This is a genomic window from Streptomyces sp. NBC_01296 (assembly GCF_035984415.1).
Lineage (GTDB): Bacteria > Actinomycetota > Actinomycetes > Streptomycetales > Streptomycetaceae > Streptomyces.
In genome coordinates this window covers 4691437-4704494 of the sequence record NZ_CP130720.1, presented here as the reverse complement: position 1 = coordinate 4704494, position 13058 = coordinate 4691437, and the positions used below count along the sequence as shown (strand labels likewise).

Sequence of the window (13058 nt, the reverse complement as noted above, 5' to 3'; positions counted from 1 at the left end):
GTCACAGAGCGATCAGGAGTCGTCAGGACCCCCCGTAGAGTGCAATGCCGAGCATTCCGCCCATAGTTGGGCGGAAGGAACCCTCCCCGGACTCCTTGTCCTATTTTGGCACGAGGGTAGGGGAAGGGCGCAAGGGTGTAGTAAGTGCGGTCCGTCACGCTTGGGCCAATGGCCCGTATCGGGACGTAGGTCCTGGCACTAAGGCCTGAATGTGGTGATCAAGCCTCCGATCAGCCACTTGTGGCTGATCGACCGATACGCACGGTACGCGACGCCCTCGCCGGCGCCCTCCACCGCCGCTTCCGGTCAATTCGCGAACAGTCTCTCCCGGACCTCCCGCCAGCGCTCCGCGAGCTCCTCGTACGCCTCCGCCGCCCCGGCCTCGTCCCCGGCCCGCAGCGCCGCGATCCCCGCCGCCACGTCCCGAGCGGAGCGGTCGGCGCGCAGCCGGTCCGCCGGCAGCGCGTGCACCAGGCCTCCGTAGTCCAGCTCGACCATCGAGCGCGGGTGGAACTCCTCCAGCCAGCTGCCGACCTCCACCAGCCCGTCCGCGAGCCCCCCGTACCCGTCGGCCTCCCGCAGCGTCCGCAGCCCCCGCGCGAGTCGCCGCCGGGCCTGCACCATCGGCGTCCGGTAGCGCATCCGCTCGCCCGGCAGGTACTCCCGCTCGTCGTCGGCCACCAGTACGAACCAACGCAGTGGCACGTGCCACACCCCGGTACGGATCCACGGGCGCGCATCCGGATTCCGCTCGCGCCAGCGCTCGTACTCCTCGGCCGCCCGCCGCCTCGCCACCGGCGGGAGCGCCGCGTCCAGCACGGGCAGCGGGAACTGCTCGACCAGCTCCTGGAGTGCCAGCCAGCCGCGCAGCCTGGTCCGCCACGGACAGACCAGCAGCACCCCGTCCACCTCCGCCGTGAACGCGTCCGCGCTCTCGTGCGCCGGCACCCCGACCACCGGGACCCGGACCAAGTCGGAGAGGGAGCGACGCAGTTCGTCCTGGGCGGTCGGGACCACCCCGCGCCGGGCGTACGAGGCCCAGTGCGTGCGCTCCGGCTCCGCGAAAGCGGCCAGGGGCTCGTAGACGCGCAGGTAGGAGGCGTACGGGACGGTCGGCGCCGAGCGCGCCGAGGGCAGCCTGGGGTCGGGGGTTTCGCTCACGCTCTCGTACTCCCCCGGACCGCCCGGCGCTACTCCGCCGGGTGTCCGCCGGACCTCCAGGACCGGCCGCTCATACTCCGGGAGTGTTTCGATCTCCGGACAGGTCGACTGCACACGCCCTGCAGGTCTTACGCTGCTCCCAGCGCGCCCTCCCCCACCCGCAGGGCGGGCGTCATTCCGCCGCATCTCTTCCATGGGAGTCACCACCGTGACCGAAATGACCGACGGCGTCCTGCACACCCTGTTCCGTTCGGAACAGGGCGGCCACGAGCAAGTCGTGCTGTGCCAGGACCGAGCCTCCGGCCTGAAGGCCGTCATCGCGATCCACTCCACCGCTCTGGGCCCCGCCCTCGGCGGTACCCGCTTCCACGCGTACGCCTCCGACGAGGAGGCCGTCATGGACGCGCTGAACCTCTCGCGCGGCATGTCGTACAAGAACGCCATGGCCGGTCTCGACCTCGGCGGCGGCAAGGCCGTGATCATCGGGGACCCGGACGTCCTGAAGTCCGAGGAACTGCTGCTGGCCTACGGCCGGTTCGTGGAGTCCCTCGGCGGCCGCTACGTGACGGCCTGCGACGTCGGCACGTACGTGGCGGACATGGACATCGTGGCCCGCGAGACCCGCTGGGCGACCGGCCGCTCCCCCGAGAACGGCGGCGCCGGCGACTCGTCGGTCCTCACCGCGTTCGGTGTCTTCCAGGGCATGCGGGCCAGCGCCCAGCACCTGTGGGGCGACCCGACGCTGCGCGGCCGCAAGGTCGCCGTGGCCGGCGTTGGCAAGGTCGGCCACTACCTGGTCGAGCACCTCCTGGAGGACGGTGCCGAGGTCGTGATCACGGACGTCCGCGAGGAGTCGGTGCGCCGGATCCTCGACAAGCACCCGCAGGTCACCGCCGTGGCGGACACCAACGTCCTGATCCGCACCGAGGGCCTGGACATCTACGCCCCCTGCGCACTCGGCGGCGCGCTGAACGACGAGTCGGTACCCGCCCTGACCGCCAAGGTCGTGTGCGGCGCCGCGAACAACCAGCTCGCCCACCCGGGTGTGGAGAAGGACCTCGCGGACCGCGGGATCCTCTACGCGCCCGACTACGTGGTGAACGCGGGCGGGGTCATCCAGGTCGCCGACGAACTGCACGGCTTCGACTTCGACCGCTGCAAGGTCAAGGCCGCGAAGATCTTCGACACCACCCTGGCCATATTTGCTCGCGCGAAGACGGACGGGATCCCGCCGGCCGCGGCGGCCGACCGGATCGCCGAGCAGCGGATGGCGGACGCCCGCGCCGCGAAGGCCGCGAAGGGCTCCGTCCCGGCCCTGTAGGGACCTGACGTGCGCCCGCCGGGGTTGCGGCGAGACGGAACTCACTGCACTTCGGCGGGTCGCCCGCCAGGAAAGGGTTAAAATCGCAGCTGACCAGCGAGGACGGGGTGCCTCATTGGTCCTGCTCCGGGGCACGTCATGCGGGCGGCGTACCGTATGGCCGCGGAAGCAGGTACCGTTAAACCCCTACGGACGGTCTCTCCACGGAGAGCCCGCTCCGAACCATGAACGCGTGTCAGACTCTGGGGCCGTCGAGCCCCGTCACCGAGGGGGTCGAGCCATGGGGCGCGGCCGGGCCAAGGCCAAGCAGACAAAGGTCGCCCGCCAGCTGAAGTACAACAGCGGCGGGACTGACCTCTCGCGTCTGGCCAATGAGCTGGGCGCATCGCCGACGGAACCGCTGCTGCCTGTCAGCGAGCCGGTCGAAGTCGATGACGATCTGGACGACGACGACCCGTACGCCAAGTACGCGGATCTGTACAACAGCGATGATGACGACGACGAGGACGAAGAGTCCGGTCCGTCGGCCCAGCGCCGCGGCGCTTGACGCTCTCCTGCGTCTCTTTCGCGTCTGCACCACAGGTGGCGGCCAGTCAGTGACTGACCCCGGCTGAGCAACACAAGAACCCGGTCCAGGGCCTCGCCCCGGACCGGGTTTCAGTGTTGGTCGCCGCCGTCCCGGCTGGTCAGCTCCCGTACGCGCCGGTCAGGGTCGCACCCTCGGTGTGCGCACCGCGCTCCAGGATCTCTCCCGCGACCCAGGCGTCCACGCCCCGGTCGGCCAGCGCGGTCAGTGCCACGTCCACCGACTCCTGCGGGACCACGGCCATCATGCCGACGCCCATGTTCAGGGTCTTCTCCAGCTCCAGCTGCTCGACCTGCCCGGCCTTGCCGACCAGGTCGAAGATCGCGCCCGGGGCCCAGGTCGATCGGTCGACCGTGGCGTGCAGGTGGTCCGGGATGACCCGGGCCAGGTTCGCCGCGAGACCGCCGCCGGTGATGTGCGAGTACGCGTGGACCTCGGCCGTACGGGTGAGGGCCATGCAGTCCAGCGAGTAGATCTTGGTCGGCTCCAGGAGCTCCTCGCCGAGGGTCCGGCCGAGCTCCTCGACGTGCTGCTCGAGGGACATCTTGGCGCGCTCGAAGAGGACGTGCCGGACGAGCGAGTACCCGTTCGAGTGAAGGCCGGAGGACGCCATCGCGATGACGGCGTCACCCGTACGGATGCGATCCGCGCCGAGCAGGCGGTCGTATTCGACGACACCGGTGCCGGCGCCCGCCACGTCGAAGTCGTCCGGGCCCAGCAGACCCGGGTGCTCGGCGGTCTCGCCGCCCACCAGGGCGCAGCCGGCGAGGACGCAGCCCTCGGCGATGCCCTTGACGATCGCCGCGACACGCTCCGGGTGGACCTTGCCCACGCAGATGTAGTCGGTCATGAAGAGCGGCTCGGCGCCGCAGACGACGATGTCGTCCATGACCATCGCGACCAGGTCGTGGCCGATGGTGTCGTACACGCCCAGCTGGCGGGCGATGTCCACCTTCGTGCCGACCCCGTCGGTCGCGGAGGCCAGCAACGGGCGCTCGTAGCGCTTGAGGGCGGAGGCGTCGAAGAGGCCGGCGAACCCGCCGAGGCCGCCGAGGACCTCGGGGCGCTGCGTCTTCTTCACCCACTCCTTCATCAGCTCGACGGCGCGGTCTCCCGCTTCGATGTCCACGCCTGCGGCTGCGTAGCTGGCACCGGTGGTCTTCTCTGTCATGACAGGGAGAGCTTTCGTGTCGTTACTGCTTGTGGTGCCGGGCCCTGGGAGAAGCTTGAAAGGCAGGGCCCGGCGCAGGTGGAGCAGGGGATGCGGGCCGCGGCGCTACGGGCGCCGGAGCGCGTCGGCGGCGTCGGTGCCGCCCGCGAGCTCGGATTCCAGAAGCTGCTTGCCCAGGAGCTGCGGGTCGGGCAGCTCCATGGGGTACACGCCGTCGAAGCAGGCACGGCAGAGATTGGGCTTCTGGATGGTCGTCGCCTCGATCATCGCGTCGAGCGAGATGTACGAGAGCGAGTCCGCGCCGAGCGACGTGGCGATCTCGTCGACCGTCATGCCGTTGGCGATCAGCTCGGCCCGGGTGGCGAAGTCGATGCCGAAGAAGCACGGCCACTTCACCGGCGGCGAGGAGATCCGGATGTGGACCTCGGCCGCGCCGGCCTCGCGGAGCATCTTGACCAGGGCGCGCTGCGTGTTGCCGCGGACGATCGAGTCGTCCACGACCACCAGGCGCTTGCCCCGGATGACTTCCTTGAGGGGGTTGAGCTTCAGGCGGATGCCCAGCTGGCGGATCGTCTGCGAGGGCTGGATGAAGGTCCGGCCCACGTAGGCGTTCTTGACCAGGCCGGATCCGTACGGGATCCCGCTGGCCTCGGCGTATCCGACCGCGGCGGGCGTGCCGGATTCCGGCGTCGCTATCACCAGGTCGGCGTCCACCGGGGCTTCCTTGGCCAGTCGCCGGCCCATCTCGACACGCGAGAGGTAGACGTTCCGGCCGGCGATGTCGGTGTCCGGGCGCGCCAGGTAGACGTACTCGAAGACACAGCCCTTGGGCTTTGCTTCCGCGAAGCGGGAGGTGCGCAGACCGTTCTCGTCGATCGCGATGAGCTCGCCCGGCTCGACCTCGCGGACGAAGCTGGCGCCGCAGATGTCGAGGGCGGCGGTCTCACTCGCGACCACCCAGCCGCGCTCCAGGCGGCCGAGGACCAGCGGGCGGATGCCCTGCGGGTCACGGGCGGTGTAGAGGGTTCCCTCGTCCATGAACACGAGCGAGAACGCACCCTTGACCTTCGGGAGGACCTTGGTGGCCGACTCCTCGATCGTCAGGGGCTTGCCGTCGTCGTCCGTCTGGCCGGCCAGCAGGGCGGTGACCAGGTCGGTGTCATTGGTGGCCGCCACCTGGGTGGCACGGCCGTCCTGACGGGGGAGGTCGGCGACCATCTCGGCGAGCTCGGCGGTGTTCACCAAGTTGCCGTTGTGACCCAGGGCAATGGAGCCGTGGGCGGTCGCACGGAAAGTGGGCTGCGCGTTCTCCCAGACGGAGGCTCCGGTGGTCGAGTAGCGGGCGTGACCGACCGCGATATGACCCTGGAGCGAGCCGAGAGAGGTTTCGTCGAAGACTTGGGAAACGAGGCCCATGTCCTTGAAGACGAGGATCTGGGAACCGTTGCTCACAGCGATTCCCGCGGACTCTTGTCCACGGTGCTGCAGCGCATACAGTCCGAAGTAGGTGAGCTTGGCGACCTCTTCACCCGGAGCCCAGACACCGAAGACGCCGCAAGCGTCCTGGGGGCCCTTTTCGCCGGGGAGCAGGTCGTGGTTGAGTCGTCCATCACCACGAGGCACGCTTCCGAGTGTAGGCGAGATCGACCACTGGTCCGAATTGGGGACGGCCGGGAAATGTCACAGCACAGAGGGTGACCGGACGGCTCCGTCTCGGCATTCGGATCACCTTGTTGACATCTACGAGGGCATTCGTACAGGCTCTCGGCCCATGCAGCCTCTCGGTGACCGTTCCGTCACCCTCGTCGAGCGCCGCCACGTAGACCTGGTCCGTGTCGCGAGCGCCATCTGTCGCTGTTCCGCGTAGCCGCAACTCTCCTTTCCCTTTTCTTTTTTCCGCTCCGGCCGCCCCTGCCCCGCCGTGCCGCGCGCCGTCCTGCGCGCCCGCCGGGCCGGGTGGCCGAGCCGTGCCCTGGAGTACTTGTGCCTTCGTACGACAACCACCTGTCCCGGCGTGCCTTCGGCGGCGCCGTCGGAGCGACCGCGGCCGCGGCGGCCGTGGGGCTGGGCGCCGCCCCCGCCCAGGCGGCCCAGGAGACCGCCGGGCCGCAGGAACGGGAGTTCCGCGCCGCCCGCGGCCGGCACTCCCGGCGGCCCAACATCCTGTTCGTCCTCGGCGACGACCTCGGCTGGGCCGACCTGTCCTCGTACGGCTCCCCGCACATCAAGACCCCGAACCTGGACCGGCTGGCCCGCCAGGGCGTCCGCTTCACCGATGCCTACTCCGGCTCCGCCACCTGCTCACCGACGCGGTTCAGCCTGTACACGGGCCGCTACCCGGGCCGTGTGGAGGGCGGCCTCGCCGAGCCCATCGCCGACAAGAGCGTCGGCCTGGAGCCCACCCACCCGACGCTGGCCTCGCTGCTGCGCGACGCGGGCTACGCGACCGCGCTGATCGGCAAATGGCACTGCGGCTACCTGCCCGACCACAGTCCGACCAAGTCGGGCTGGGACGAGTTCTTCGGCAACTTCGGCGGGGCCCTGGAGTACTACTCCAAGCTGGGCCTCGGCGGCGAATACGACCTCTACGAAGGCGACGCCACCTACAAGGACCTGCGCTACTACACGCGGATCATCACCGAGCGGGCCGCCGAGTACGTCTCCCGCGACCATGGCGGCAAGCCGTGGCTGCTCAACCTCAACTTCACCACCCCGCACTGGCCGTGGATCGCCGACGGGGACACCGGGGCGAGCGCCGAGGTCGAGCGCCGGATCAAGGCGGGCGACGCCCGGGCGCTGTGGCACCAGGACGGGGGCTCCGTCGAGAAGTACCGGCAGATGGTCGAGGACCTCGACCGCTCGATCGGCGAGGTGCTGAAGGCGCTCGAGCGCTCGGGGCAGGCGGACGACACCCTGATCGTCTTCTCCAGCGACAACGGCGGCGAGCGGTTCTCGTACAACTGGCCGCTCTCCGGCAACAAGGCCTCCCTCCAGGAGGGCGGGATCCGGGTGCCGAACATCGTGCGCTGGCCGGCCCGGATCGACGGCGGCCAGGTCAGCCGGGTCCCGGTCTTCACCCCCGACTGGACGGCGACCCTGCTGGAGCTGGCCGGAGCCCGGCCGCACCCGGCCTACCCGCTGGACGGGGCCAGCCTGGCCGGGTACCTGCTGCGCGGCGAGAAGACCGCCGAGCGGAACCTGTTCTGGCGGGTGCGCGGCGAGCGGGCCCTGCGCCGGGGGGACTGGAAGTACTACCGCGGCAAGACGGGCCGGGACCAGCTGTTCCACCTGGCCGGGGATGCCCGGGAGCAGGCCGACAAGGCGGCCCTGGAACCGGCCCGGCTCGCGGAGCTGCGCGCGGCCTGGGAGAAGACGGACGCGGGTCTGCTGCCCTACCCGGCGTGACGTCCCGGGTGCCGGGTGCGGCGGGTCGTTCCGCTCATTCCACGGTCGAGGCGGCCCTCGCGGTCAGGCCCTTGCCGTCGGGCGCGGTGAGGGTGAGGCTCCGGCCCTCGATGTGCCAGGTGAGCGGGGAGGCGGCGAAGAGCTCGGTCAGCGTCCGCTCGACCTCGCCCACCGGACCCTCGCAGGCCATCCGGGTCGTGGTCAGCGGCCCGAAGGTGAGCTGGGCTCCGTCGCCGGTGGCCTGGGCGCTGAACCGGTTGCAGCCGAGGCTGCCGCTCGCGGCGAGGTCGGCAGTCAGCAGGAACCGTGTCTTGCCCGCGGCCTCGGCGGGCAGCGGGGACACGCTGTCGCCGCTGATCAGGGACTCGACGATCCACTCGGTGCCCGTGATGCGGGAGTCCGGGACCGGGGGCTTCGTGCTCATCGCGATCGTGCTCCCGTCGGCGGTCTTCAGGGTGAGCCGGTCGGGCCCCCGGTCCATGGTCAGCCGGCCCGTGAAGAGTTTGGCGAACTCCTTCTCGAACTCCATGTCCGCGCAGGACGTGAGGGTCGTGGGGCCGGGGGTGACCGTCACCGCGGAGGTGCCGGCGAAGGCGACCGCCGCCTTGAAGCCGTTGCAGCCGTAGTTGACCGTGGCCTCCTTCTCCGCGAGGTCCAGGCGGGCGTTGTCGGGCGCGTGCAGGGTGCGGCCGCCGGTGGTCAGGGACTCGACGGCCCAGGAACCCTTGAGGTCCGGAAGCACACGGGTCTCGCTCTCCCCGCCCTGGCTGCAGGCGGTGAGGACGAGCGCGAATGCCGATGCGACGGCCAGGCCGGTGGGGACGTGCCGATGGGTACCCATGTTCCTGGGACGGGCGGGTCCGGCGGGCGGTTCCACCCTCACCGCATCACCGGCAGCAGCGCCGCCAGGTCGGCCCGCTCCCCGCTGGCCCTGACCTGCGCGCCCTCGACGGCCGCGGCCCAGTCCGTACGCCCGGTGGCCAGCCGGATCCAGGTCAGCGGGTCCGTCTCGACCACGTTCGGCGGGGTGCCGCGGGTGTGGCGGGGCCCCTCGATGCACTGGACCACCGCGAAGGGCGGGATCCGCACCTCGACCGAGGCGCCCGGGGCCTTGAGCGCGAGGGCGTCGGCGAGCAGCCGGGTGCAGGCGGCCAGGGCCTGCCGCTCGATCGGGATGTCCACCCCGGCGGCCCGGGCCAGGTCGTCGGTGTGGACCACGAGTTCCACGGTCCGGGTGACGAGGAAGTCGGCCAGGGTCATGTCCCCGATCCACAGGTCGAGCACCCGGCTGCCGGGGTTCTCGGCCAGCGCCTCGGCCATGCGGGCGCCGGCCCGCTCGTAGAGCTCGGGCAGCGGGGCGCCCTCGAGGGTCTCCTTGGCCGCTTCGGCGATCTTCCCGGCGAGGGAGGCGGTGGCGAAGGGCCATTCGACGGCCGTCAGCTCCGGCACGGCGGCGGGGGGCCGGGCCAGTCCGCTCGCGAGTGAGTCCGCGATCCACGCGATGTGCGCGGCGAGATCGGCGACGGTCCAGTCCCCGAGGCCACTGGGCCGCGCGAGCTGCTCGTCGGTCAACCCCCGTACGGCCTCGGCCACATGCCCGAACTGCGCGGTGACGGCCGTACGGACCCTGGCGGCGTCGTACTTACGGATCTTGGGTGCCATGGAGGGAGTCTGCCCGATCGGTCGCCGCCGCCGCAGCCGGCTTCCACGGCTTCAGACGGTGGAGGCGGACCGGCAGCAGCGGAGCGGCGGTGAGCTCGGAGGCGATCGTGCTGCTGCCGGACAGGACGGCGTGGACGGCGTACTCGAGGAGCACCTCGGCTCCCTCGCAGGGCACTCCGTACAGGATCGCCTCGTAGGGCTCACGGGTGTCGTCGATGCCGTGGTGCTCGGCGCGCAGCCGGCTCTCCGGGCCGCCCAGCAGGATCCGGCCGCCCCGGAACCGGACGCGGTGGGTGTCCTCGAACCGGCTGCGGAAGCCGATCAGGGGCGGGGCCGTGGTCGCCGCGGCGTCCGCAACCAGCCAGGTGGACCCGCGGGCGCGGCGGCGGACTGCGACGCGCAGCACCGGCTGCGGTCCGTCGTGCAGCCGCCGGGCGGCGCGCCGTGCGGTGAGGCCGCGCCCTATGTCCTTCACCGCGTCAGTATGCGGACGTGCCCTCGCAGGTCAGAAGGCCTGCGAGGGCACGGAATCACTACAACCGCCGGGCGGTGCAGGCGAGATCAGGCCAGCAGGGCCGGGATCGTCGCCTCGTGCGCGGTACGCAGTTCCGCGAGCGGGATCGTGAACTCGCCCTGGATCTCGATCTCCTCGCCGTCCACCACGCCGATGCGGGTGGCGGGCAGGCCCCGCGCACCGCACATGTCGGTGAAGCGGAGCTCCTCGCTGCGCGGGACGGCCACGATGGCCCGGCCGGCAGACTCGGAGAACAGGAAGGTGAACGCGTCCAGACCCTCCGGCACCACGACCCGCGCACCGTTGCCGCCGCGCAGGCAGGACTCGGTGAGCGCCTGGATGACGCCGCCGTCGGACAGGTCGTGCGCCGCGTCGACCATGCCGTCGCGGGACGCCGAGATCAGGATCTCGCCGAGCAGCTTCTCGCGGCCCAGGTCCACCTTGGGCGGCATGCCGCCGAGGTGGTCGTGGACGACCTGGGACCAGGCCGAGCCGCCGAACTCCTCGGCCGTGTCGCCCAGCAGGTACAGCAGCTGGCCGGCCTCCGCGAACGCCATCGGCGTACGGCGGTTGACGTCGTCGATCACGCCGAGGACCGCCACGACCGGGGTCGGGTGGATCGCGACGTCACCGGTCTGGTTGTACAGCGACACGTTGCCGCCGGTCACCGGGGTGCCCAGCTCCAGGCAGCCGTCCGCGAGACCGCGGGTGGCCTCGGCGAACTGCCACATGACGCCCGGGTCCTCGGGGGAACCGAAGTTCAGGCAGTCGGAGATGGCGAGCGGCTTGGCACCGGTCGCGGCGACGTTGCGGTACGCCTCCGCCAGCGCGAGCTGCGCGCCCGTGTACGGGTCGAGCTTCGCGAAGCGGCCGTTGCCGTCCGTCGCCATGGCCACGCCGAGGTTGGACTCCTCGTCGATGCGGACCATGCCGGCGTCCTCGGGCTGCGAGAGCACCGTGTTGCCCTGCACGAAGCGGTCGTACTGGTCCGTGACCCAGGACTTCGAGGCCTGGTTCGGGGAGGAGACCAGCGCGAGGACCTGCGCGCGCAGCTCCTCGGAGGTCTGCGGGCGCGGGAGCTTGCCGGCGTCGTCCGCCTGGAGCGCGTCCTGCCAGGAGGGGCGCGCGTAGGGGCGGTTGTAGACGGGGCCCTCGTGGGCGACGGTGCCTGGGGGCACATCCACGATCTGCTCGCCGTGCCAGAAGATCTCCAGGCGCTCGCCGTCGGTCACCTCACCGATGACGGTGGCGATGACGTCCCACTTCTCGCAGATCTCCATGAAGCGGTCGACGTACTGCGGCTCGACGATCGCGCACATGCGCTCCTGCGACTCGCTCATGAGGATTTCCTCGGGCGAGAGCGTCGCGTCGCGCAGCGGGACGGTGTCCAGCTCCACGCGCATGCCGCCGGAACCGGCGGAGGCCAGCTCGGACGTGGCGCAGGAGAGCCCGGCGCCGCCGAGGTCCTGGATGCCCGCGACGAGCTTCTCCTTGAAGATCTCCAGGGTGCACTCGATGAGGAGCTTCTCCTGGAAGGGGTCGCCGACCTGCACCGCGGGACGCTTGGTGGGCTTCGTGTCGTCGAAGGTCTCGGACGCGAGGACCGAGACGCCGCCGATGCCGTCGCCGCCGGTGCGGGCGCCGTAGAGGATGACCTTGTTGCCGGGGCCGGAGGCCTTGGCGAGGTGGATGTCCTCGTGCTTCATCACGCCGATGCAGCCGGCGTTGACCAGCGGGTTGCCCTGGTAGCAGGCGTCGAAGACGACCTCGCCGCCGATGTTGGGCAGGCCGAGGCAGTTGCCGTAGCCGCCGATGCCCGCGACCACGCCCGGCAGGACGCGCTTGGTGTCGGGGTGGTCGGCCGCGCCGAAGCGCAGCGGGTCCACGACCGCGACGGGGCGGGCGCCCATGGCGAGGATGTCGCGCACGATGCCGCCGATGCCGGTGGCCGCGCCCTGGTAGGGCTCGATGTACGACGGGTGGTTGTGCGACTCGACCTTGAAGGTGACCGCGTAGCCCTGGCCGACGTCGACGACGCCGGCGTTCTCGCCGATGCCGACGAGCATGGCGTCGTTCTGGGGGACCTTCTCGCCGAACTGCTTCAGGTGGACCTTGCTGCTCTTGTACGAGCAGTGCTCGGACCACATGACGGAGTACATGGCGAGCTCGGCGCCCGTGGGGCGGCGGCCGAGGATCTCCCGGATGCGGGCGTACTCGTCCTCCTTGAGGCCGAGTTCCTTCCAGGGCTGGGAGGCGTCCGGGGTTTCGGTGGCGTTCTTGACCGTGTCGAGGCTCATGCGGAGACCAGCTTCTTCAGGACCGAGGTGAAGAACGGGAGGCCGTCGGTGCGGCCCGTCCCGATCAGCGGCTCCACCGCGTGCTCGGGGTGCGGCATGAGGCCGACGACGTTGCCCGCGGCGTTGGTGATGCCGGCGATGTCGCGGAGCGACCCGTTCGGGTTCACGTCGACGTAGCGGAAGGCCACGCGGCCTTCGGCCTCGAGCTCGTCGAGCACGTGCTCGTCGGCGACGTACCGGCCGTCCATGTTCTTGAGCGGTACGGAGATCTCCTGGCCGGCGGTGTAGTCGCCGGTCCACGCGGTCTCCGCGTTCTCCACCCGCAGCTTCTGGTCGCGGCAGATGAAGTGCAGGTGGTTGTTCCGGAGCATCGCCCCCGGCAGCAGGTGGGCCTCGGTGAGGATCTGGAAGCCGTTGCAGATGCCCAGGACGGGCATGCCGCCCTTGGCCTGCTCGATGATGGTCTCCATCACCGGCGAGAACCGGGAGATGGCTCCGGCGCGCAGGTAGTCCCCGTAGGAGAAGCCGCCCGCGAGGACGACCGCGTCGACCTGGTGCAGGTCCTTGTCGCGGTGCCACAGCGAGACGGGCTCGGCCCCCGCGAGGCGGACGGCGCGCAGCGAGTCACGGTCGTCGAGCGTTCCGGGGAACGTGACGACTCCGATGCGAGTGGTCACCGTCAGGCCTCGACCTTCACGGTGAAGTCTTCGATGACGGTGTTGGCGAGGAACGTTTCGGCCATCTTGTGGATGCGGTCGAGGGCGGCCTGGTCGACCGGTCCCTCCACCTCGAGCTCGAAGCGCTTCCCCTGGCGGACGTCGGCGATCCCCTCGAAGCCAAGGCGCGGCAGTGCACGCTGCACCGCCTGGCCCTGAGGGTCGAGGATCTCCGGCTTGAGCATGACGTCGACTACGACGCGTGCCACTGGCACTCCCGATGGG

Annotated in this window: 13 protein-coding genes; 4 read left to right on the top strand and 9 right to left on the bottom strand. The window is 70.7% G+C overall.

The features are described from left to right. Positions 1-306 precede the first annotated feature (306 nt). Entirely contained in the window at positions 307-1161 is an 855-nt protein-coding gene (locus tag OG299_RS21330; RefSeq protein ID WP_327362314.1) for a DUF8083 family protein, read from the bottom strand. A 193-nt stretch (positions 1162-1354) separates the two neighbouring features. On the opposite strand from OG299_RS21330, the gene OG299_RS21325 reads away from it, so the two are divergent. Both OG299_RS21325 and OG299_RS21320 read left to right on the top strand, forming a co-directional pair. Then, the gene (locus OG299_RS21325; protein ID WP_327362313.1) at positions 1355-2482 is read left to right on the top strand and encodes a Leu/Phe/Val dehydrogenase; all 1128 of its coding nucleotides are present in this window, start codon (positions 1355-1357) and stop codon (positions 2480-2482) included. A gap of 280 nt (positions 2483-2762) precedes the next feature. Next, on the top strand, positions 2763-3029 hold the full coding sequence (locus tag OG299_RS21320) for a DUF3073 domain-containing protein (protein ID WP_030292353.1): 267 nt from the start codon (positions 2763-2765) through the stop codon (positions 3027-3029). 139 nt (positions 3030-3168) lie between these two features. On the opposite strand, the gene purM is transcribed toward OG299_RS21320, so the two are convergent. After that, the gene (gene purM / locus OG299_RS21315) at positions 3169-4239 is read right to left on the bottom strand and encodes a phosphoribosylformylglycinamidine cyclo-ligase (protein ID WP_266627856.1); all 1071 of its coding nucleotides are present in this window, start codon (positions 4237-4239) and stop codon (positions 3169-3171) included. Between the two features lie 105 nt (positions 4240-4344). After that, positions 4345-5862, bottom strand: a complete 1518-nt coding sequence (gene purF, locus OG299_RS21310; protein WP_266627855.1) for an amidophosphoribosyltransferase — start codon at positions 5860-5862, stop codon at positions 4345-4347. Positions 5863-6010: 148 nt separating this feature from the next. Between purF and OG299_RS42775 the strand changes: the two genes are divergently transcribed. Together OG299_RS42775 and OG299_RS21305 are read left to right on the top strand one after the other, a co-directional pair. Beyond that, positions 6011-6106 carry a putative leader peptide gene (locus tag OG299_RS42775; protein WP_350325720.1) on the top strand — a complete coding sequence of 32 codons (96 nt, stop codon included), beginning with the start codon at positions 6011-6013 and terminating at the stop codon, positions 6104-6106. A 116-nt stretch (positions 6107-6222) separates the two neighbouring features. After that, the gene (locus OG299_RS21305) at positions 6223-7644 is read left to right on the top strand and encodes a sulfatase family protein (protein WP_327362311.1); all 1422 of its coding nucleotides are present in this window, start codon (positions 6223-6225) and stop codon (positions 7642-7644) included. A gap of 34 nt (positions 7645-7678) precedes the next feature. Here OG299_RS21305 and OG299_RS21300 read toward each other — a convergent pair whose 3' ends face one another. From OG299_RS21300 to purS, 6 genes are all read right to left on the bottom strand, one after another. After that, on the bottom strand, positions 7679-8485 hold the full coding sequence (locus tag OG299_RS21300; RefSeq protein ID WP_327362310.1) for an META domain-containing protein: 807 nt from the start codon (positions 8483-8485) through the stop codon (positions 7679-7681). A 38-nt stretch (positions 8486-8523) separates the two neighbouring features. Further along, complete coding sequence (locus tag OG299_RS21295) at positions 8524-9306, bottom strand: maleylpyruvate isomerase family mycothiol-dependent enzyme (RefSeq protein WP_327362309.1); 783 nt, start codon at positions 9304-9306, stop codon at positions 8524-8526. Further along, positions 9287-9781: a hypothetical protein gene (locus tag OG299_RS21290; protein ID WP_327362308.1), complete on the bottom strand. Its 495-nt coding sequence runs from the start codon at positions 9779-9781 to the stop codon at positions 9287-9289. The genes OG299_RS21295 and OG299_RS21290 overlap by 20 nt, the downstream gene beginning before the upstream one ends. 86 nt (positions 9782-9867) lie before the next feature. Further along, positions 9868-12117: a phosphoribosylformylglycinamidine synthase subunit PurL gene (gene purL / locus OG299_RS21285; RefSeq protein WP_327362307.1), complete on the bottom strand. Its 2250-nt coding sequence runs from the start codon at positions 12115-12117 to the stop codon at positions 9868-9870. Continuing rightward, complete coding sequence (gene purQ, locus OG299_RS21280; protein WP_327362306.1) at positions 12114-12794, bottom strand: phosphoribosylformylglycinamidine synthase subunit PurQ; 681 nt, start codon at positions 12792-12794, stop codon at positions 12114-12116. The genes purL and purQ overlap by 4 nt, the downstream gene beginning before the upstream one ends. A gap of 2 nt (positions 12795-12796) precedes the next feature. After that, on the bottom strand, positions 12797-13048 hold the full coding sequence (gene purS, locus OG299_RS21275) for a phosphoribosylformylglycinamidine synthase subunit PurS (RefSeq protein WP_008740952.1): 252 nt from the start codon (positions 13046-13048) through the stop codon (positions 12797-12799). Positions 13049-13058: the final 10 nt, after the last annotated feature.

Coding starts and splice junctions, on each gene's coding strand:
- OG299_RS21325 (WP_327362313.1), top strand. CDS start 1,355: ATGGGAGTCACCACCGTGACCGAAATGACCGACGGCGTCCTGCACACC.
- OG299_RS21320 (WP_030292353.1), top strand. CDS start 2,763: ATGGGGCGCGGCCGGGCCAAGGCCAAGCAGACAAAGGTCGCCCGCCAG.
- purM (WP_266627856.1), bottom strand. CDS start 4,239: ATGACAGAGAAGACCACCGGTGCCAGCTACGCAGCCGCAGGCGTGGAC.
- OG299_RS42775 (WP_350325720.1), top strand. CDS start 6,011: ATGCAGCCTCTCGGTGACCGTTCCGTCACCCTCGTCGAGCGCCGCCAC.
- OG299_RS21300 (WP_327362310.1), bottom strand. CDS start 8,485: ATGGGTACCCATCGGCACGTCCCCACCGGCCTGGCCGTCGCATCGGCA.
- OG299_RS21295 (WP_327362309.1), bottom strand. CDS start 9,306: ATGGCACCCAAGATCCGTAAGTACGACGCCGCCAGGGTCCGTACGGCC.
- purL (WP_327362307.1), bottom strand. CDS start 12,117: ATGAGCCTCGACACGGTCAAGAACGCCACCGAAACCCCGGACGCCTCC.